Origin of the sequence: Luteolibacter sp. SL250 (assembly GCF_026625605.1) — a bacterium.
Taxonomy (GTDB): Bacteria; Verrucomicrobiota; Verrucomicrobiia; order Verrucomicrobiales; family Akkermansiaceae; genus Luteolibacter.
Genome location: NZ_CP113054.1, coordinates 993,337 through 1,011,811, shown reverse-complemented (window position 1 = coordinate 1,011,811; position 18,475 = coordinate 993,337). Strand labels below are relative to the sequence as shown.

Here is an 18,475-nt window from a genome sequence, read left to right as displayed (position 1 = left end):
ATGGCGGAAATGCTCAGGTTCAAACTCACCATCGCCTACGATGGAAAGGCATGGCAGGGCTGGCAGAGCCAGAAGTCCGGCCTGGGTGTCCAGGACCGGATCGAGGCGGCGCTCGCACGGCTGTTCCCCTGCGCGCCGAAACTCACCAGCTCCAGCCGCACGGACGCGGGGGTGCACGCCTTCGGGCTGGTGGCCCATTTCGAAATCCCGCGCGCCGAGTTCCGGATGCCCGCCCGCCACCTGATCCTGGCGGTCAACGCGCTGCTGCCGGATGACATCCGCGTGCGGTCCGCCGTCCGCGCCGCCCCCGGATTCCATGCCCGCTTCGATGCCACCGGAAAGCAATACCGCTACGGGATCTGGAACCATCCCGCGATGAATCCGTTGCTGCGCCACACCGCATGGCATGTCCCGCAGCCACTGGATGTCCCAGCCATGCAGGAGGCGGCGGCCCAGCTCATCGGGCGGCGGGATTTCCGCTCCTTCACCGCGAACCGTGGCGCCCCGCTGGAGGATGCGGTGCGCACCCTGACCCGCTGCGAGATCCGGAAAGCCGGGCCGAAGCTGACCATCATCATCGAGGGGGGAGGGTTCCTCTACAAGATGTGCCGTGGGATCGCAGGCACGCTGGTGCAGATCGGACAGGGAAAGTATCCGGCTGCGGCCATCGTCGAGATGCTGGACGAGCAGGACCGCCGGGCCAGTGGGATGAACGCCCCCGCGCACGGACTGATCCTCTGGCGCGTGTTCTACGGCAAAACGGGGGACGGCTGACGGCGCTTGCCGCGCCCTCCCGCCCTGCTAGATTTCCACCCGATCGCAGATCCGCCGTTCATGAGCAGCAATGAAGTGAATCCATACTCGGCGCCAGCGGCCCTTCCGGACGCCACTCCGCCTCCCATTCCCTTCCATCTTTTCTCCCCCCTTTATTTCAGGGACGGAAAATTCCTGGTCGTGCGGGACGGGGCGGAACTTCCCGATGTCTGCCTGAGAACCCATGAATCCGTGGGCGGCAGTGGATGGCGGAAGAAGGTCCCCATCGTATGGACCCCACCATGGGTCATCGCCCTCATCGTGATCACCCCGCTCATTGGTTTGCTCGTCATGATGATCACCCGGAAGAGGGCAAGGATCACCTACAGCCTGAACGGAGACACACGCGGAAAAATCCTCCGCTGGAGATTCATCGGGGCCGCGCTGCTGATGGCTGCCATCGGGCTGTTTTTCATGGCTGCCGGCTCGAACAATGACGACACCATGCTGTCGTTGATCATCGGGGGCTTCGCCGCATTACTCGCCGCGCTGGTTCCACTGGCCATCTCCAACCCCATCAAGGTGGCGGGGTATGAAAACGGGTGGTTCAAGATCAAGGGCTGCTCCCCGGCCTTTCTCGACATCCTTCCCCACCCTCCAGGCGGATTCTGAAAACCATGGACTGGAACGCACGCTATCAGGAACAGGACACGCCGTGGGACAAGGGCATCCCCACACCGGTGCTGGCGGAGATCCACGAACGTCATCCCGGCATTTTCTCCGGCAGCACCATCGTCGTCCCGGGCTGCGGCACGGGGCATGACGTCCGCTGGCTCGCGGAACAAGGGGCGGAAGCCACAGGACTGGACATCGCGCCACTGGCGATCGCGAAAGCGAGGGACCTCGATCCAACCGGGCAGGCTGACTACCAGGTGGCGGATTTCCTTGATCCCGACAGTCCGCTTCCAGACACCTTCGACCAGCTTTGGGAGCACACCTGTTTCTGCGCGTTGGATCCCTCACTGCGCGCCGCTTACCTGAAGGCCGCCCGCAGGTATCTCAAACCGGGAGGAACGCTGGTGGGTGTCTTCTTCATCAACCCGGAGATGGATGAGGGGGAAACAGGACCACCGTTCGGGATCGATGAGGATGAACTTTCCCGGACGTTGGAGGAAGCCGGTTTCCGGACCACCGGCACCTGGGTTCCCACCACCGGCTTTCCCGGCCGGATCGGCCGGGAACGCGTGATGATTCTAAGCCGTGATTGATCAGCGGACACGGACCACCAGGACGCGGCGGTCGAGCGTCAACTGCGACTCATTTCCATTGGGGTAGTTGGGATACGTCTCGCCATACCCGTGCGCGCTGAGGTTCGCCGCAGGCACCCGGTAGCGTTGGGTCAATTCGTCGAAGACCCTGCGCGCCCTTGCGGCGGAAAGATTGAGATTCATGTCCTCCGCTCCCTCGACGCTGGTGTGGCCTTCGACATCAAACCGGGCTTCCGGGTTCGTGCGGATGATGTCCGCTATCGCCGCCGCGGTCTGATCGAGGGCAGAGCGGGATTCGGAATCCAGGAGTTCCGCCGTTTCCTTCACGAAAAGGACGGGGATTGTGATGTAGGGAAGCTCGCGTCCTTCCACCACGACCACGTTCCGCTCGGTGTGATAAACGCGGCCTCCGACGCTGCGCACCGTCTCGGTGGTTTCAACCGTGCTTCCGGGAGCTGGAACAGGTTCATCCACCGGCAATGCCCGAGGGACGATGCGGAGTCCGGCGCCGGGATCGAAAGCCGCCGGAGGTGCGACCGGGCGCTCCACGACGGTTTCTTCGACCACCCGTTTTCCGGGAGTGACGGTTTCGGTGACGGTGGTTTCAACAGTTGTTGGTGGCTGCGCGTAGAGCGGAACCGCGAGGAGGGTGGCGAGAAAGCAGTATGGTTTCATGGGATGGTCTGGTGGGTTGATCCAACCATTCCCGCAGGAAACATACCTGTTCTTTCCCTGCCCGGCCAAGCCCACAACCTTCTGGAAACAAATGACGTCCGCCAATATCGCAAAAGGACTCACCCCAACCCCGCAAGGCATCGCGCACGCTTCCCCCCTATTTTGCCCGAATCATTCCGCCTCCAAAATGCCAAGGCGGAAGAAATCTCCGCAACGGGACCGGTAAATCCTATCCGTAACCCGTTGAAGAAATCCCACGTCCGGATTAGTCTTCCGGAATTCGATGGGAACCAGAACGTCACCATCCGAGTCCGATGATCCTTCAACCGCTGATCCAGCGGCGGAGCGCCAGAATTTCCGGAAAACCCTGAGCCAGTTCGCACTGGTCACGCGGGCCTTCTATTCTTCCGAACGGCGGCGCAAGGCACGCATCCTGTTCATCATCCTGATCCTCCTATCCCTCGCCGTGGGTGGGGTGCAGGTGTTGATGAGCTATGCCGCCCGCGATTTCATGACCGCCATCGCGGAGAGGGATCTCCGGAGCTATTGGCATTCGCTCGGTTGGTACCTCGGCAGCTTCGCCCTGGCGGTGCCCATCGGGGTCTTCTACCGCTGGGTGGAGGAGCGCCTCGCGCTGCTGTGGCGGGAGTGGATGACCCAACATCTGCTGAAGCGCTATTTCAACAACCGCGCTTACTACCTCCTGCGGAGTTCCGAGAAGATCGACAACCCCGACCAGCGGATCACGGAAGATGTGAAAAACTTCACCACCAATTCGCTGGCGTTCTTCCTCATCGCACTCAATTCCGCCGTCACCCTGATCGCCTTCACCGGGGTGCTGTGGACCATTTCCGGAATGCTCGTCGGCACCCTGGTGATCTATGCCACCCTTGGAACCGTCCTCAGCATCCTCATCGGCCGCAAGCTGGTGAACCGCCACTATCTCCAATATGAAAAGGAAGCGAACTTCCGCTACGGACTGGTCCGGGTCCGGGACAATGCGGAATCGATCGCGTTCTATGCGGGTGAGAAACGCGAACACCTCGATCTGGTGCACCGCTTCGCGGCCGTGGTGCGGAACACCGCCGCGAAGCGGTGCACCAGCACCGCTTCGCGGCCGTGGTGCGGAACACCGCCGCGATCATCGGCCTGAACCGCAACCTGGCCTTCTTCACCAACAGCTACAACTACTTCGCACTGGTGGTTCCGCTCATGATCGCGGCCCCCATGTTCATGCGCGGGGAGGTTCAGTTCGGTGAGGTCACCCAGGCAGCGGCGGCTTTCGGTCAGGTTCTGGCGGCGGCCTCCATGATCATCACCCAGTTCAGCGGCCTCAGTTCCTATCTCGCCGGGGTCCAGCGCCTGGGGAACCTCTGGAACAGCCTCGACGAACACGACGCCGAGGAGCAACGGGCGGAACGCATCAAGTCGATGGGGGTGGATGAAGGCGGGTCCACGGTGAAGCTCGACGAGCTCACGATCCAAACTCCGAACGATGCCAAGACGCTGGTTTCCAAACTTTCCTTCGAGCTGGGGTCGAAACAAAGCCTGCTGATCATGGGACCCAGCGGTACGGGCAAAAGCTCCGTGCTCCGGACGATCGCCGGCCTGTGGATGAGTGGCTCGGGATTGCTCGAACGCCCGATGCTGGTGGACCTCATGTTCCTGCCCCAGCGCCCGTACATGGTCGAGGGCAGCCTCCGCAACCAGCTCCTGTATCCCTACCCCGACAGCGGTGCCACTGATGAACAGATTCTGGAGGTGGTGGAAAAGGTGAACCTGACGGATGTGCTCGAACGCGTGGACGGGGATCTCGACAGGGTGGTGGACTGGGGGAATGTGCTCTCGCTCGGTGAACAGCAACGCGTGGCATTCGCACGGCTGTTCCTGCGGCAGCCGAAATTCGCTTTCCTTGATGAAGCGACCAGCGCTCTCGATGAGGAAAACCAAGCCCACCTGTATCGGATGCTGAGGGAATCCGGGATCGGCTCGATCAGTGTCGGACACCGCAGCACGTTGATCGAGTATCACGATCGGCTGCTGCAACTGGAACGATCCGGAACGTGGCAGATCAAAACGAATCTGAGCCAGTCCCTGCACGAGGCGGAGGTGGATCTCATCCAGGTGGCGCAACCGGCGGGGCGCCCGGACGGTCAGGCCAGCAAGTCATGATACTCCGGATGGCGCTGGATGAACGCCACCGCGTAACTACAGACAGGACGCACTTTCAGTCCGCGGTCGCGTGCGATGTCCAGCACTCCATCCATCAGCCGGCCTGCCGCTCCCTTCCCCCGCAACGCGGGGTCCGCCTCCACATGAGGCAGCACCAGCACACCGGCGGCCTGATGGTAATCCGCAAACGCGAGCTTTCCGTCCTCAACCAATTCGAAACGCCGCTTCTCCGTGTTGTCCGTGATCTGGCTCATGCAGCATGGGTAGACCGCGATGAGGATGAGGTCAAATTTCCCGGCCCGCCGACGAAATCCCTCCCGCCCGGGGAAAACTGCGGTAAGCTCCGCAAGTCTCCATGCCATCCGTTCCCACGTTTCTCAAACCCCGGCTGGAAAACCTGCTGCGCAGCCAGTTGGACGATGGCAGCGGACGCATGATGGATTTCACCCAACCTGCCGGGGAACCTGCACTGGTGGCGGCGGATTCAATTTCATGGCGGGTTTTCGCAAACCCCGTGACACTGGTCATCGGCGGCATCACGGCGGTGCTGCTGGAACTCGCCGAGCCGAAAGTCCGGTCCGGAGTATGGGACCACACCACCTTCCGGACGGATCCCCTGAAACGCATGCGCCGGACCGGCTTGGCCGCGATGGTCACCGTCTATGGAGCCCGCAGCCAGGCCACGCGGATGATCTCCGGAGTCCGCCGCATGCATGAGCAGGTGCGCGGCACCACTCCCGAAGGTGTCCCCTATGAGGCCAACGATCCCGAGCTGCTGCGCTGGGTCCACGCCACCGCCGCCTTCGGATTCCTGGAGGCCTATCATCACTACGTGACGCCACTGGATCAGGCCGGGCGCGACAGATATTATGCGGAAGGCGCGCCCATCTCACGGCTCTATGGAGCGGAGACCGCTCCCGTTTCAGAAGATGAACTCAGGGAGCTTTTCAGCGGAATGCTGCATCGCCTCGAGCCATCGGGGATCCTTTCCGAATTCATCGGCATCATGGAATCGCTCCCATTGCTCCCGCGGCCATTGCGCCGCTTCAACAGGATCTTCATCTCAGCATCCGTGGGTCTGCTACCTCCGGACATCCGGATGAAACTCGGCCTCTGCGGAAGGTCTCCGTCCGCCGCCGCCACGAGGGTGCTGCGCTTTCTCGCAAGGCAGGCGGAAGGTCTGGAACTGGATTCCAGCCCGATCATGCAAGCTCGCCGCAGAGTGGACGATCTACCAAGAAACCCCGCATAACTTCGACAAGATACATAAAACTCCGCAATTCTAACAGTGCTTATACGTGATTGCGTGCTTAAGCTATATTTACAGTCGGATCATATAAATATACTGATCTGATCCATGAACGATCGTCAGGGATTCAGCCAACCGCACGCACCGGGTCAACAGCAGGCGGGGGCACAGGCACCGCAGACATGGCAGTTCACCCGCCCTCAGGAAGCCTCGCATCGCCAGACCGCGAGCGAAGCCGTTCCCCCGCAGCAGCCCGTCTCCGCCTTCCAATTTGTCCGGCCTCAACCGGCCGAGGAAGCACCGAAGGGATCGTTCGATTCCAGCAGCGAGGAATTTTCACGGATCATCGACCAGAAGATCGCCCGCCGCCGCCGCAACGGCCGCATCTCGTTCCTGGTCACCATGGCCTTGCTTTTCGGCTCCACCGCCGGAGGTGCGGGGTGGTTCATCTCAAATCCGGACCGCGTGACGGCATTCAAGGCAGTTCTCGCGGACCTGAAAAGTGTCACTGACGTCCAGTCCATGAAGGCAAAATACAACGAGGCGCTCGCCAAGATCGGCCGCCGGAAAGGACAGATCGACGAGGCGACATCCATGATGGGCATCGACCCCAGCAAGCAGGTTGCCCACGAAGATGAGTATTTCGACAAGGAGATGAAGGACATGATGGGTGAAGGCGGTGGCCCCTCCGTCGGGGAGCGGAACCGCAACTTCGCGGCGACCGCGGACAAGCTCATGAAAGCCGGACTGCTCAAGGACTCACCTCCCGCCGGCGAGTCCAAATAAGTCCATCATCCGACCTTCCTGAGAATCTCCCCGACACGGGTGAAGTGCCCTTCGGGAAAGCCCATCGACTTCTTCAGACGCAGATCCCTCTCGATCAGGTTCGGGATGCTGGCTGCCTCAGCCCTGGCGGGGCCATCGACCAAACCGCGCATCCGGGCATACCAGGTGCCGACGGGAACAGGGAAATCACTGCCGTGGACGAAACGGTCCGCCAGGTCGCAGTGGAGGATCTTCGCGAACGCGGAACTCCTCACCGGGGTGTTCAGCGCGCTGCTGTCACCATACAGGTTCGGGTGGCGGCGCATCATTTCCACCAGCACGTCGAAGTAGTCTTCATCCCAAAGGCTGCTGTTGCTGGCGGCATGGGCGGCGATGATCTTCACGCCGATCTCCAGCGGACGCTCCAGGTAGCGTGGATCCTGATAAAGCTTGTTCGCCACGGGCACGGTCATCTCCCCACCGGTGTGGGCGAGCATCGGCAGGCCCGCTTCCGCCATCTTCTCCCAGAACGCATCATAGGCGGGCCGGGAGCAGTCCACGTCCAGGCAGTTCGGCAGCAGCTTCAGCGCGCGGGCGCCCTGTGCCAAACAGCGGTCCAGTTCCTCCAGCGCGTCCTTCCGCGCGGGATGGATGGACACCGCGGGGAGGAACGCCGGATTTCCGGAGCAAACCTCGAACAGGTAGTCGTTCGGCACGTGGAAGGAGCCGAAGTCCCGCTTCGTCCCATCCTCGTGATAGACCTCTTCCTGAGCGAGAAGCAGGATCTGGTCGGCGGAGGATTCCTTCACGAAATCCGCGAGCCGGGAAACGTACGCGGCATCGAATTCCTCATGCTCGAAGCTCACCGGCATGCCGATCATCTTCGCCATGAACCCGCCCAACCAGCGGTGCCACCCGCTCATCCGGATCCAGCACCCGCTGCCTTTCCTGCCGTTTCCGACCAGGTGGACGTGGCAGTCGATGACGGGCGTGGCTGTGGCGGGACTCATGGTGAAAGATGCGATCTATCGTTTCTCCAGATCATCCAACCGGAAACGGGTGCTGATGATCGAGTGCTTTTCCGGCCCCGGACGATATTTGATGTAGGTGGTCACTACAAATGTGCCATCCGGGAGGAGTTCCACGCCGGGATAGCCGCAGTCCCCACCGGCATGGCTGTGGAGCAGCTTCACGCGGATGCCCTTCTCCTCGTGGGGGATTTCCTCGAACCGGCCCACCCAGGCGACGAAATGATTCATCGTCCCGAATGCGCGCGATTTGTCCCGGAAGCAGATGACCAGCCTGCCGTCCGGAGCATACCGTGCCTTGTGCCGGTCGCCCGCCAAGGTCTGCGGCAACCGCCGGGGGGACGACCATGTCTTCCCCTCGTCGTCGCTGGTCATGAATCCAGCCTCCCGCCTGCGGTTCTCCCGGTAGAGGCAGAGCAACTGGCGGCCGTCCGGGGAGCGGATCACCTCCGGCTCGCAGACCCGCAGCGGCTGGAGATCCAGAATGATGCGCCAGGGAGACCAGGTGAGTCCGCCATCGGTGGATTCACTCTGGGTGAGGATGTTGGAAAAGCGATCCTCCGTGTCACCGGGGCGGCGGATGTTCGTCAGGCCGATGAGCTTCTTCCCTCCTTCGACCGGCGCGATGGTGCAGAAGGGCATCACGCACTCCAGACCGTTCGGCTTCATGGCGGACCATGTCTTCCCGCCATCCTCCGAGACCGACTGGTGCATCGTCCCGTTGTCAGGTTGCCGGGAACCGCCCGGTCCCTGGCCCGCGAAAATGATGAGCCGTGTCTTTCCCTGCGGATTCGCGAGCTGGTAGATGGCAGGGCAGTTGCGGACCGTCTTCCAGTCCTCCGGCACCGGAAGCAGGGGGCCCCAGGTCTTCCCGCCGTCATCGCTCCTTTTCATAGGACCACAGGGACCACCATGGCCCAGGGTCCATACCGCGAAGAGGGTGCGGCCGTCCGGCAGCAGCGCGGTGGTCGGGTGGCCTTGGTAGATCTCCGGGGTGCCTGCCTCCACCACCACCTGCCGCTCCAAATCTCCTGAGAGGTCCACTACCGGCAGAGCGGAAGCGGGGGATGCCCCGCACAGGATGGCCAGGAAAATGAGGTGGGCTTTCATTCCGGATGAAACGTGCGCGGAATGTCCCGTCTTGCCCGCTTTCAGCGTTTCTGGATTCCCGGAGGCATCCAGTTCTTGTCCATCCGCTGGAAGGTGGCGGACGCTCCCTCCGCGGATGGCGGCGCGGTGGAAGGGGCCGGTGGAGTTCCACCATCCGCCACTGTCGTGGCCTTCACCCCCAGACCTCCGGAATGCTTCGCAAACATTTTCTGGATTTCACCCTTCTTCAGCAAGCCGATGAAGCGATCCACCTGCCTGCCGTCACGGAACACCCGCACGTCGGGAATGCTGCGCACCCCCGCCTTTTCCGCGAGGGCGGGATGCGCGTCCACATCGACCTTGCCGATGATCACCTTCCCACCGGACTCCTCCGCCAGGTCCTCCAGAATGGGGGAGAGGGTCTTGCAGGGACCACACCATCCGGCGTGGTAGTCCACCACCACCAGCCTACCCGGGGTGGCGATGAATGATTCATAGTCATCCCCACCCACCTTCCTCACTGTGGGTCCTGCGGCGGCGGCACCGCGCGAGGTTTCCATTTTCTCCTGTAATTTCCCAAGCATGCGGTGCGGCTGGCTCGCCGTGGATTGGGGAGGAGTGGCTACCGCTTCCGACTGTTTCCGGGGCGCGACCTTTTCCACGACCTCCTTCACTTTTTCACAGGAAGGCAGCGCCATCACCGCGAGAACCAAGACGGAGGCGGATGGGATGGACCACTTCATATGCCCTGAATTTCCACCGAACCCAACGAAATGTCGAGCTTCCATCCCAGCCCGGCACCCGCCGCAAACAATCCGGTTCTCCTTCCGTATGAGGATGATTCCCACTCCATGAGCCGTCCACGATCCATCACTCCCTTCCTCTTCGCCGTCGCGGCATGCCTTGTTCCAATCACCGGAAGCGCAAAGGAATCACAGGCAGGATCCACCGTATCCGCTCCCGGGACCACGGACCAATGGCGCGGCCACACCCGGCACCGGTTCGAGGTGTCCGGACACCAGGCCTGGGTCGTAGAACCGTCCAATCCCCTGCCTGGCAAACCGTGGACCTGGTGCACGGAGTTTCCGGACGCCTTCACGGACCGGACCGGTGTTCCGCAGCTCCTTGAAAAGGGCATCCATCACGCGCATATCAGTGACTTCAACCGCTTGGGCTGCGAGGAGCAGCTCAGGTTGATGGATGAGTTCCACAAGGTGATGGTCTCAAAGGGCTTTGCGGCGAAGGTGGGCCTCATCGGCATCTCCCGCGGCGGCTTCATGGCCTACCGGTGGGCGCAGCGGAACCCGGACAAGGTCGTCTTCATCTACGGGGATGCTCCGGTCTGTGACCTGAAAAGCTGGCCGGGCGGATTTGGCAAGGGCAAGGGAAGTCCGAAGGACTGGCAGCACGCGAAAAACCTCTACGGCTGGAAAAGCGATGAGGAAGCCAGGGCATTCCGCGGAAATGCCCTGGATGAAGAACCCCTCTCCCGGCTGGCTGCGGCGAAGATCCCGCTCCTCCACGTGGTGGGGGATGCGGATGATGTGGTGCCGGTGGCGGAAAACACCGCCATCCTGGCAGAGCGCTACCGGAAGCTGGGCGGTGACATCGCGGTCCTGCACCACGCCGCGGGCCACCATCCGCATGGACTGGATGACCCCGCCCCGGTCGTTCGCTTCATGCTTGGACACCTCGCTCCGGCGAATCCTGTCCGCTGAAACGGCGCTTATCTGGGAAGTTCGTTTCCTTCGATCAGCCGCCACCAGGACAGGCCGTGGACCAGGTTGTAATTGCGGAGCTGTTGCGGCAGATCGGCCGGAGGCTGGGCCAGTGCCTTGCCATCGAGTGTCTCCATCCGTCCCTCGCCTCCCATCGCGACGATCGAATCCGGACCGATGTCCCATAGCCTGGACTGGGCGTGGACCGGAGGATTCGCGCCAAGGAGATTCCTTCCGATGGCATGGTAGGATGCACCCTGCGGAGCGACCATCTCGATGACGGTGGCCCCCAGGTCATAGTGGCTCCCTCCGACACCCGAGAGGTCGGGGAAAGTCCGCCCTTTCTGCCACAGGACCAACGGAACCAGAGCCTGCTCCATCATGGTGGGGCGAGGACCCGGGAACGCGCGGCCCCAATGGTCCGCCGTCAGGGCGAAGAAACAGCCGGGGGCCTTCGCATCCATCCGCTCCACGAACTCGCCCACGCATTTGTCGGAATACTTGTGGTGACCCAGCATCCCCAGCGTGGCATTTCCCTCCGCGAAGTTCGGGTAGCCGGTCGCCGGCACCTTCACCTCGCAGCCTTCCTTCGCCAGATCGATGCTGAACGGTCGGTGGTTGGAGGCGGTCATGATCACGCTGAAGCTGGGAACGTCCGGGCGGATGGTGCTCTCGATGTATTGGTAGAGGTCGCGGTCGGTGACGCCCCATTCGTTCGAGCCGGGGCTTTTGGGCATGTCCGGCCCCATGTGGGTGTGCTTGAAGCCCTGCTCCTTCGCGAAGTCCTCCACCCTCTGCCAGGTCCCCAGTCCGGAGTAGAAGAAGTGCGTCTCAAAACCGAGGCCGTTCATCTGCGGGGCGATCGAGGTGGCAAACGGAGGCTGCCCGGGACGGGACCGCTCGTTGGTGATCACCCCGGCATCCGCCAGGCCGGAGATGACGGACGAAAGTGAAGTCATCGTGCTGCGGGACGCGGCGACGAAACGGGTGACCCGCGCACCCTCTTTTCCGAGACGCAGCATGTTCGGCGCAATGTCCCACGCGGCATGCTCCGGCATCATCGTCCAGCCGTCGTAGCTTTCCAGCAGTACGACGAAGATGTGCCGCGGTACAGGCCCGGTTGGTCCCGCGGCTTTCCGGAGAAAGGCGTCGTCCACCGTTTTCAGGTCATCCGTCCCGGCGAACTCGCGGAAGGCGGCCTTGATTTCCTTTTCATCCAGATACTGGTCCAACCCACCCTGGTCCATCAACCGGCGGTGCGCGCCAATGGCATAGTGCAGGGCGAAGAAAGGATTCACCACGCAGCGGTTGAGAACCTGGTCACGGGTGCATCCCGCGTCTTTCTCCTGGACCGGGCGGCCCTTCACCGCACCCCGGAGACCGACGACAAGGATGAAGAGGACCGCCAACGTCCACACGATCCTGCCCGGCAGCGTGCGGGGTGCGGATGGCAGGCGGTGCGGGAAATCCAACAGCACCCATCGGCGCATCAGCCAACAGAGGCCGGCCATGAGCGCCAGCAGCACAAGGAGGCCCCTGACGATCGGATACGTCTTCCAGATGGTCTGCACCACCGCACCGAAGTCATCATAGACCACGCCCAGCACGTGGGGGTCGAACTGGTTGTGATACTCCCGGAAGTACCCGAGGGTGATGGTGCCCAGAAGCAACCAGAGGATGGTGAACAAGAAACCTGCGGCCAGGGTGGTGCGCCGGGTCGCCTTCGTGAGATCGAACTTCAGGCACAGCGCGCTGAGGATGACGGAGGGGGCCAGCAGGAATGCGGCGATCCGTCCGTCGAACCGCAGCCCCACCAGCATGGCCTCGGCGTATTCCCAACCGGTGGTCGCACCATCCATCGCGTGGCGGTTCAGCCAGACCAGCAGTCCCCGGGAAATGCAGAGACAGACGAGGATCCACAACACCAGGCGGACCACCATGGAGAGTTGGGAAATGAACCGCTGCCAACCTGGGGCAGGAGATGCAGATGAGATCATGGGCGGCGAGAACTGTGGTAAACCCCCACAAATGTGCAAGCGAAACGGATTTGTCACACATTCCCACCCTCCCCACAACAAACTAACTTTCAGCAAGTCTCCAGCCACTCCAGCCGCCGCCGGAGCTTGTCCTGCCGGTCCGCCGAGGGCTCCGGATAAAGGATGGGATACCAGGCGCTCATCACCGCCGCCCGGGCGACCAAGCCATGGTGCAGCGCCTCCGCATGGATGGCGCCGCCTTCCGCTTCATAGGCGGAAAGGATGCCGTCCGCCGTCGCGTGCTCTCCATCAAGCAGCCGGGCGTTCCAGATGATGGAGGCGAGATCCCACTCCACGGGACCGGAAAAGGTATCCTCCCAATCCGTCCACAGAAGCCCGCCGGTGGTATTCATGAGGTTGCCCATATGGGCGTCGCCGTGCAGTGGCTGCATGGGATACGCCCGCAAGGCCGCCAGCGAGGACACCAGACGACCGCGCAGCAACCGGATGACGGAGGCAGGGAACGCGGCCTGTTCTTCCAGGGAATCCAGAAGTTTCAGGCTCTCCACCGGGATGGCAAGTTCCGGAAGATCACCCCGGAACGAGCGCAGCAGCTCGTGGCAGCGGAACAAGGTCCGGCCGATCTCCCCAGGCTCCGGTTCCATCCCGGACCGGGTGACGTATTGCCAGAAATTCATCGGGTAGCCGGAGTGTTCATGCGGCCCCGGAGGGATGTCCGGATGCATGGGGATGACCGGTGCCTCCAGCTCCGCGAGGTGGCGGGCCACCGCGTTTTCCCGCTCAAACCACTCCAGACCTTGGCGGGGACCATCCGGATCCAGCACAACGCGTGCGACCAAGGTTTCCGTCAGCCGCAGCACCAGGGTGTTCGCCCGCTGGAGGATTTCACACCGATCCGCGATGATGCCATGGTTCCTGGCGGTCTCCGTGGCAGCGTGGATGGGAGCGGTGATATCTTCGGTCGGCATGAGGAAAGGCCAAGGAGATGGACCACGCGGGAGCCGCCGGATCAAGCGATAACGGCATCAGGAAATGCGGGTGCATTCCTCCGGCGGAGAGTATAGTACGGATGCCATGAAGCACGTCCTCATCACCGGCTGCACGCGCGGCCTGGGCCTGGAGATGGCCCGTTCATTCGCCGCCCGTGGCTGGAAGGTCTCCGGATGCGGAACAAAGGCGGAGGCGGCCGACCGGCTGGCGGCGGAGCTGGGGGACGGGCATTTCATCCGTCCGTGCGATGTGACATCCTCCGCGGAAGTCGCCGCCTTCGCGCAGGATGTGATGGACGGACCCGGTGCCCCTGACCTGCTGCTGAACAACGCCGCCGTCATCAACGGCAACGCCCCGCTGTGGGAAGTTCCGCCGGAGGAGTTTTCCCGCGTCATCGATGTGAACCTGAAAGGCGTCCACCATGTGCTGTGGGCCTTCCTCCCCGCGATGACCGGCCGGGGCAGCGGGGTGGTGGTGAATTTTTCCTCCGGCTGGGGTCGATCCACCTCACCGGAGGTCGCTCCCTACTGCTGCACGAAGTGGGGCGTGGAGGGACTGACGCAAGCGCTGGCACAGGAGCTCCCGAACGGAATGGCCGCCGTCGCGCTGAACCCGGGCATCATCGATACGGACATGCTCAGGAGCACCTTCGGCGAGGACTCCCATGATTACCCGGACCCTGCCACATGGGCGGAGAAGGCGGTGCCGTTCCTCGAAAGCCTCGGCCCGCGGGACAATGGCAAGTCCCTGACCGCCCCGCAGTAGGGCCCGGATGTTTCCGCCCCTCACCCGCAGCGGACGTTCACAGCGCGGCTTTCCGCAGATCCTCCGCGGAGTGCTGCGAAAGCAGGCCCACCGGGATGTCGAACACGGTGCGGGCACCGCTTTCCCCACGCCGGAATAGACGGACCGCCGCCCGCGCGTAGGCGATGAGCACGCTGGAGGTGAACTCCGGGTTGCTGTCCAGCTTGATGCCGAACTCGACCAGGTGCTTGTTGCCATGCGCGGTCTCTCCGGAACGCAGGACGAACCCTCCGTGCGGGAGGCCCGCGTGGTCGCGCTCCAGTTCCTCCTGGCTGATGAAATTCACGGTGGTGTCATAGTCCGCGAAGTAGTTCGGCATGTTGACGATGGCGCTTTCCACCACCGCCGCATCCGCGCCGTCCTCCAGCACCACGTAGCAGACGCGGGTGTGCTTCTCCCGGGTGGACAGATCCGGATTTCCGCCACCGCGCACCTGCTCCAGCGCCGCATCCGATGGGATGGTGTATTGCCGGCCGTCCCGCACGCCGGGAACACGGCGGATGGCATCGGAGTGGCCCTGGCTCACGCCCCTGCCCCAGAAGGTGTATTCCTTCCCCTGCGGCAGCACGGCCTCGAACAGCACGCGCATGATCGAGAAAAGGCCCGGATCCCAACCGGTGGAAATGACGGCGATCTTCCCGCCCTTGCCCGCCGCACCATCGACCGTGGCATGGTATTCAGGGATGCGGGCATGGGTGTCGAAGCTGTCCACGATGGTGAAATGTTCCGCCAGTTCCGGTCCCTGCACCGGCAGATCGGTGGCGGACCCGCCGCAGAGGATCAGCACGTCCAGCTTCTCCTTCCACGCCAGGATGCCGTCCATCGGCGCGTAGAGGGGGTGGTCCAGTTCACGGCGGCTGAATACCGCCTTCAGTTCCATATCCGGACTGATGGAGATGGCCGCCTCCGCGCCCCGGCCCAGGTTTCCGTAGCCGACGATTCCAACATGAATTTGATTCATGGAGCGGAGCTAACTTCCGGAGACGGCTGATTGTCAATGCCTCTGCCGGAGGAATGGAGGCACTTTCCTTCAGTTCCGGGGGATGAGGCCGTCGCGTTCCATGGCCGGGACGAGGTTGGCGAACATGTTTTCGTGCACCTCCGGCATGACCTGCATGGGATTGGCGAAAGGGGCGGCGAAAATCAGCGGCAACCAGAAGACGGTGGTGGCACCATCGTCCAGCCGATACTCACGGGATCTGCCGGAGGCGGTGCGGGCGTTGGCGGTGAGGGTGTAGTTGTCGGAACCACCGCCCGGGATGGTGAAGAGGGAGAAGCCGGAGATGAAACCGGAGACAAAGGCGAGGCCGCCGTTGCCGTGGTTGAGCATGTCCACATCCAGATGGACGGCACCACCCTTGCCGGACTTCACGGAGGAAAAACGTCCGCTCTTCTCCATGGCGGAGACCAGTGCCTTCTCATAGATGCCGTTCTGCTGGGCCGTGCCTTCCGTGCGGCTGCCGGTCAGATTGTGGCCCGACTTGATGGTATAGGTCAGGGAGACCTTTTTGCCCGTGGCGGCGGGGGTGCCGGAGACCTTGGGAAGCTGGTTCTTCGGCAAAGTGGCGCAACTGGTGGCGAACAGGCTGGCAACGAGAAAGGAAAGAAGAAGCAGCGTGGATCTCAGGGCAGGTTTCATCGGAGGCGGAGGCTACCTATCCACTGGGTCCTGTCCAGAGGCATCGCCCCCCCGCCGTCAGTTGCCGGACTCCAGGTCGAAGAGATCCTTCTCGGCGTCCTTCAGCTTGTCATGGATCTGCTTGCGCGCTTCGTGGTATTTCTCGTGATGCGCGCCCAACTCTCCCAGCTTGCCCACTCCACTTCCGCGGTTCGAACTCCTGGTGCTGCTGCGGGAAGCGCGCTCCTCCCGCTTCTTGAGATCCTCATCCAGTTTCGCGATCTGCTGCTTCAGGTGGGCGACGTAACCCTTCATCAACACGATCTTCTCCGCTTTCGTCCTGCCTGTTGCATCCGGCTTGTCCTCACCCAGTATCCGGTTGAGAAAGGCTTCGTCGGAGTTCTCATCCGCTTGCCCCGGCACCTGGGGCTTCGCCATGTCCGGCAAGGGTGTTTTGCCCCCGTCCGCGCCGGGCGTCTGCATGCCATCCCCCACCGCGCGGTCGTGGGCGGCGTTCTGCTCCGCTTCCTTGCGCAGTTGTTCCTTCGCCGCCTCCGGATCCACGGCGAAACGCTGCCTCAGCTCCGGCGGCAGCTTGTCATAGGCGATGCGGGAGGTCCCGCCTTCGTGCATGATCTTGATGCCGATGGCGTCGCTGCTGACCACCTTCACGCCATCGAAGGTGCGGCTGCCCGCACCGACGGTCGTCAGGGAGCCCAGCTCCAGGGGGAACTTCACCGGCTCCGCCGAAAGGACGATTCCCGCCATGCACAGGAGGCAGATCAGAGGAAGCTTCATCGCTATCGGGATATCAGAAATGCCATGCTCCGCAATCCATTATCGGTCTGGCCTCAAAGCGGGGTTCCAACATCGCCGGCCGGCATGCGCGGTCCACATCCTGCCGCGGGACGCGGCAGCCACGGTGGTCACCCTTTCATGATCTCTTCGCCGATGATCCTGCCGGTCTTTTCGTCCACCAGCCAGACGGACTCCTGGCCCTTCGGCTCGAGTATTCCCTTCACGCGGTAGTTGCCACCGGCCTTCGGGGTGATTGAGGGCGGATTGAATCAGCGGTTCTGCCTTCCATCTTCGATTGCCGCCACGGGGTGGGTAGCGGAATGGCTGCGCCATTACGGTTGAGAAAATACTCCCTCAGGTCATGCGACACCGCTTGCCGGAAGGATGGCGATTCAGGTGTCATTGGGATCGGAAGGACGCATTCCATCCACCCAGCCGTGATGGCGCGGCCGTCCCGCCGTCCATCTGCCGCGGGTGGGGAGAAAACGCAATCGGGTCCGGTTGCTGCCGGGTGAAAGCGGTCTGATAACCGCTGAATACACTGATTTACTGATTCAGAATCGGGAAAGATGACCTCAAACGGGTACCTTCCCCTCTCTTCAAATCAGTGAATCAGTGATCAGTGTAATCAGTGGTCATCCTTTCCACATCCCGGACGGAGCTTTCGAAGCGAGGAGATCCTGATTTCCAACCGCCCCCATTTGACGGGGGCGGGGTCCGGGGTAGGGTGACGCGATTTCCCAACACGACCCCGAACCATGTCACTCGATTCCCTCTTTTCCAGTCTGAGCCAGAAAGTCAAAGGCGACCCGAAGGCGCTGCTCGGCAGCTTGCTGGGCGGGGCGGGCACGCAGGGTGCCCTCGGTGGGGCGGCGTCCGGCGCGCTGGTTTCCGTGCTGATGAATTCCAAGGCGCGGAGCAAGATCCAGAAAAACGCGGTGAAGGTGGGCGGCATGGCGGCACTGGCGGGGATAGGCTACTACGCCTACCAGAAGTGGCAGCAGAGCCAGCAGGTTTCCCAGACGGCGGCCGCGCTTCCCGCGACCCCGGCACCCGCCCCGGCCACCCCTCCCCCGCCGCTGCCGGCGAATCTGGAGGTGGCCGCCGTGCAGGTGAAGGTCACCGGCGAGCTGCCGATGAAGATGATCCTCGCGATGATCGCCGCCGCGGCGGCGGACGGCACCATCGACAGCATCGAAATGACCGCCCTGGCCGGTGCCATCGACCAGGCCCCGGTGGAGCCTGCGGAAAAAGCGCGGCTCACCAGCGCCCTCAACGCCCCGCCCACCGTCGAGCACATCGCCGGTCTGGCCAACGGCCCGGAGGAAGCCAGCGAGATCTACGGCGCCGCCCTCACCGCCATCGACCTGGACTCACCCTCGGAGCACCTCTTCCTCCGCCGTCTGGCCAGCTCGCTCAAACTGGATGAGCAGTTGGTGAAGACGGTCCATGAGACGCTGGAGAGGGAATGACATTCCCATCGGACGGAATAAGGGGAAAATCCAACGCTGCCGCTTTCATAGCGCCCTGTTAACGCCACGAGATTTTTAC

General features: G+C 62.7%; 20 protein-coding genes. 10 read left to right on the top strand and 10 right to left on the bottom strand.

Annotated elements, in window-relative coordinates; all coding sequences use genetic code 11:
• Positions 1 to 9: 9 nt before the first annotated feature.
• Genes truA through OVA24_RS04505 form a run of 3 tightly spaced genes read left to right on the top strand, consistent with a single transcriptional unit; the run spans position 10 to position 2,021 of the window.
• A complete protein-coding gene (gene truA / locus OVA24_RS04515) occupies positions 10 to 774 on the top strand; it encodes a tRNA pseudouridine(38-40) synthase TruA (RefSeq protein WP_267673931.1) in 765 nt (254 codons plus the stop codon).
• Between the two features lie 60 nt (positions 775 to 834).
• A complete protein-coding gene (locus OVA24_RS04510; RefSeq protein WP_267673930.1) occupies positions 835 to 1,425 on the top strand; it encodes a hypothetical protein in 591 nt (196 codons plus the stop codon).
• A gap of 5 nt (positions 1,426 to 1,430) precedes the next feature.
• Positions 1,431 to 2,021, top strand: coding sequence for a methyltransferase domain-containing protein (locus OVA24_RS04505; protein ID WP_267673929.1), 591 nt, complete (start codon positions 1,431 to 1,433; stop codon positions 2,019 to 2,021).
• Here OVA24_RS04505 and OVA24_RS04500 read toward each other — a convergent pair whose 3' ends face one another.
• Positions 2,022 to 2,696: an OmpA family protein gene (locus OVA24_RS04500; protein ID WP_267673927.1), complete on the bottom strand. Its 675-nt coding sequence runs from the start codon at positions 2,694 to 2,696 to the stop codon at positions 2,022 to 2,024.
• Between the two features lie 283 nt (positions 2,697 to 2,979).
• Between OVA24_RS04500 and OVA24_RS04495 the strand changes: the two genes are divergently transcribed.
• The gene (locus OVA24_RS04495; protein WP_267673924.1) at positions 2,980 to 3,849 is read left to right on the top strand and encodes an SbmA/BacA-like family transporter; all 870 of its coding nucleotides are present in this window, start codon (positions 2,980 to 2,982) and stop codon (positions 3,847 to 3,849) included.
• A complete protein-coding gene (locus OVA24_RS04490; RefSeq protein WP_267673922.1) occupies positions 3,792 to 4,868 on the top strand; it encodes an ABC transporter ATP-binding protein/permease in 1,077 nt (358 codons plus the stop codon). Before OVA24_RS04495 ends, OVA24_RS04490 begins: the two co-directional genes overlap by 58 nt.
• On the opposite strand, the gene OVA24_RS04485 is transcribed toward OVA24_RS04490, so the two are convergent.
• A complete protein-coding gene (locus OVA24_RS04485) occupies positions 4,850 to 5,122 on the bottom strand; it encodes a GNAT family N-acetyltransferase (RefSeq protein ID WP_267673920.1) in 273 nt (90 codons plus the stop codon). The two genes, OVA24_RS04490 and OVA24_RS04485, sit on opposite strands and share 19 nt — an antisense overlap.
• A gap of 101 nt (positions 5,123 to 5,223) precedes the next feature.
• Here OVA24_RS04485 and OVA24_RS04480 point away from each other — a divergent pair, with 101 nt between their 5' ends.
• Both OVA24_RS04480 and OVA24_RS04475 read left to right on the top strand, forming a co-directional pair.
• A complete protein-coding gene (locus OVA24_RS04480) occupies positions 5,224 to 6,120 on the top strand; it encodes an oxygenase MpaB family protein (RefSeq protein ID WP_267673917.1) in 897 nt (298 codons plus the stop codon).
• 105 nt (positions 6,121 to 6,225) lie between these two features.
• Positions 6,226 to 6,903 (top strand): hypothetical protein, encoded by a 678-nt coding sequence (locus OVA24_RS04475; protein WP_267673915.1) that lies wholly within the window; start codon positions 6,226 to 6,228, stop codon positions 6,901 to 6,903.
• Positions 6,904 to 6,908: 5 nt separating this feature from the next.
• On the opposite strand, the gene OVA24_RS04470 is transcribed toward OVA24_RS04475, so the two are convergent.
• Genes OVA24_RS04470 through trxA form a run of 3 tightly spaced genes read right to left on the bottom strand, consistent with a single transcriptional unit; the run spans position 6,909 to position 9,742 of the window.
• Complete coding sequence (locus OVA24_RS04470; RefSeq protein ID WP_267673913.1) at positions 6,909 to 7,892, bottom strand: amidohydrolase family protein; 984 nt, start codon at positions 7,890 to 7,892, stop codon at positions 6,909 to 6,911.
• A 15-nt stretch (positions 7,893 to 7,907) separates the two neighbouring features.
• Positions 7,908 to 9,020, bottom strand: coding sequence for a sialidase family protein (locus tag OVA24_RS04465; RefSeq protein WP_267673911.1), 1,113 nt, complete (start codon positions 9,018 to 9,020; stop codon positions 7,908 to 7,910).
• Positions 9,021 to 9,061: 41 nt separating this feature from the next.
• Positions 9,062 to 9,742 carry a thioredoxin gene (trxA, locus tag OVA24_RS04460; RefSeq protein WP_267673909.1) on the bottom strand — a complete coding sequence of 227 codons (681 nt, stop codon included), beginning with the start codon at positions 9,740 to 9,742 and terminating at the stop codon, positions 9,062 to 9,064.
• A 108-nt stretch (positions 9,743 to 9,850) separates the two neighbouring features.
• Between trxA and OVA24_RS04455 the strand changes: the two genes are divergently transcribed.
• Positions 9,851 to 10,717 carry an alpha/beta hydrolase family protein gene (locus tag OVA24_RS04455; RefSeq protein ID WP_267673907.1) on the top strand — a complete coding sequence of 289 codons (867 nt, stop codon included), beginning with the start codon at positions 9,851 to 9,853 and terminating at the stop codon, positions 10,715 to 10,717.
• Between the two features lie 8 nt (positions 10,718 to 10,725).
• Here the strand turns inward: OVA24_RS04455 and OVA24_RS04450 are convergent, their stop codons facing one another.
• Together OVA24_RS04450 and OVA24_RS04445 are read right to left on the bottom strand one after the other, a co-directional pair.
• Entirely contained in the window at positions 10,726 to 12,714 is a 1,989-nt protein-coding gene (locus tag OVA24_RS04450; protein WP_267673905.1) for an LTA synthase family protein, read from the bottom strand.
• Between the two features lie 89 nt (positions 12,715 to 12,803).
• A complete protein-coding gene (locus OVA24_RS04445; RefSeq protein WP_267673904.1) occupies positions 12,804 to 13,682 on the bottom strand; it encodes a phosphotransferase in 879 nt (292 codons plus the stop codon).
• A 106-nt stretch (positions 13,683 to 13,788) separates the two neighbouring features.
• Here OVA24_RS04445 and OVA24_RS04440 point away from each other — a divergent pair, with 106 nt between their 5' ends.
• On the top strand, positions 13,789 to 14,469 hold the full coding sequence (locus OVA24_RS04440) for an SDR family oxidoreductase (RefSeq protein WP_267673902.1): 681 nt from the start codon (positions 13,789 to 13,791) through the stop codon (positions 14,467 to 14,469).
• Between the two features lie 37 nt (positions 14,470 to 14,506).
• Here the strand turns inward: OVA24_RS04440 and OVA24_RS04435 are convergent, their stop codons facing one another.
• The 3 genes from OVA24_RS04435 to OVA24_RS04425 form a co-directional block, all read right to left on the bottom strand.
• The gene (locus OVA24_RS04435; RefSeq protein ID WP_267673901.1) at positions 14,507 to 15,469 is read right to left on the bottom strand and encodes a diaminopimelate dehydrogenase; all 963 of its coding nucleotides are present in this window, start codon (positions 15,467 to 15,469) and stop codon (positions 14,507 to 14,509) included.
• A 69-nt stretch (positions 15,470 to 15,538) separates the two neighbouring features.
• Positions 15,539 to 16,147, bottom strand: a complete 609-nt coding sequence (locus OVA24_RS04430; protein WP_267673900.1) for a hypothetical protein — start codon at positions 16,145 to 16,147, stop codon at positions 15,539 to 15,541.
• A 57-nt stretch (positions 16,148 to 16,204) separates the two neighbouring features.
• Complete coding sequence (locus OVA24_RS04425; protein ID WP_267673898.1) at positions 16,205 to 16,924, bottom strand: hypothetical protein; 720 nt, start codon at positions 16,922 to 16,924, stop codon at positions 16,205 to 16,207.
• A 758-nt stretch (positions 16,925 to 17,682) separates the two neighbouring features.
• Here OVA24_RS04425 and OVA24_RS04420 point away from each other — a divergent pair.
• Positions 17,683 to 18,396, top strand: a complete 714-nt coding sequence (locus OVA24_RS04420; protein ID WP_267673896.1) for a tellurite resistance TerB family protein — start codon at positions 17,683 to 17,685, stop codon at positions 18,394 to 18,396.
• The last annotated feature ends 79 nt before the right edge of the window (positions 18,397 to 18,475 follow it).

Excerpts from the sequence above, each read along its gene's own strand:
- OVA24_RS04505 (WP_267673929.1), top strand. The coding sequence starts at position 1,431 with ATGGACTGGAACGCACGCTATCAGGAACAGGACACGCCGTGGGACAAG.
- OVA24_RS04470 (WP_267673913.1), bottom strand. The coding sequence starts at position 7,892 with ATGAGTCCCGCCACAGCCACGCCCGTCATCGACTGCCACGTCCACCTG.
- OVA24_RS04420 (WP_267673896.1), top strand. The coding sequence starts at position 17,683 with ATGTCACTCGATTCCCTCTTTTCCAGTCTGAGCCAGAAAGTCAAAGGC.
- OVA24_RS04445 (WP_267673904.1), bottom strand. The coding sequence starts at position 13,682 with ATGCCGACCGAAGATATCACCGCTCCCATCCACGCTGCCACGGAGACC.
- OVA24_RS04430 (WP_267673900.1), bottom strand. The coding sequence starts at position 16,147 with ATGAAACCTGCCCTGAGATCCACGCTGCTTCTTCTTTCCTTTCTCGTT.
- OVA24_RS04475 (WP_267673915.1), top strand. The coding sequence starts at position 6,226 with ATGAACGATCGTCAGGGATTCAGCCAACCGCACGCACCGGGTCAACAG.
- OVA24_RS04500 (WP_267673927.1), bottom strand. The coding sequence starts at position 2,696 with ATGAAACCATACTGCTTTCTCGCCACCCTCCTCGCGGTTCCGCTCTAC.
- OVA24_RS04435 (WP_267673901.1), bottom strand. The coding sequence starts at position 15,469 with ATGAATCAAATTCATGTTGGAATCGTCGGCTACGGAAACCTGGGCCGG.
- OVA24_RS04425 (WP_267673898.1), bottom strand. The coding sequence starts at position 16,924 with ATGAAGCTTCCTCTGATCTGCCTCCTGTGCATGGCGGGAATCGTCCTT.
- OVA24_RS04455 (WP_267673907.1), top strand. The coding sequence starts at position 9,851 with ATGAGCCGTCCACGATCCATCACTCCCTTCCTCTTCGCCGTCGCGGCA.
- trxA (WP_267673909.1), bottom strand. The coding sequence starts at position 9,742 with ATGAAGTGGTCCATCCCATCCGCCTCCGTCTTGGTTCTCGCGGTGATG.
- OVA24_RS04485 (WP_267673920.1), bottom strand. The coding sequence starts at position 5,122 with ATGAGCCAGATCACGGACAACACGGAGAAGCGGCGTTTCGAATTGGTT.
- OVA24_RS04465 (WP_267673911.1), bottom strand. The coding sequence starts at position 9,020 with ATGAAAGCCCACCTCATTTTCCTGGCCATCCTGTGCGGGGCATCCCCC.
- truA (WP_267673931.1), top strand. The coding sequence starts at position 10 with ATGCTCAGGTTCAAACTCACCATCGCCTACGATGGAAAGGCATGGCAG.
- OVA24_RS04510 (WP_267673930.1), top strand. The coding sequence starts at position 835 with ATGAGCAGCAATGAAGTGAATCCATACTCGGCGCCAGCGGCCCTTCCG.
- OVA24_RS04495 (WP_267673924.1), top strand. The coding sequence starts at position 2,980 with ATGGGAACCAGAACGTCACCATCCGAGTCCGATGATCCTTCAACCGCT.
- OVA24_RS04440 (WP_267673902.1), top strand. The coding sequence starts at position 13,789 with ATGAAGCACGTCCTCATCACCGGCTGCACGCGCGGCCTGGGCCTGGAG.
- OVA24_RS04480 (WP_267673917.1), top strand. The coding sequence starts at position 5,224 with ATGCCATCCGTTCCCACGTTTCTCAAACCCCGGCTGGAAAACCTGCTG.
- OVA24_RS04450 (WP_267673905.1), bottom strand. The coding sequence starts at position 12,714 with ATGATCTCATCTGCATCTCCTGCCCCAGGTTGGCAGCGGTTCATTTCC.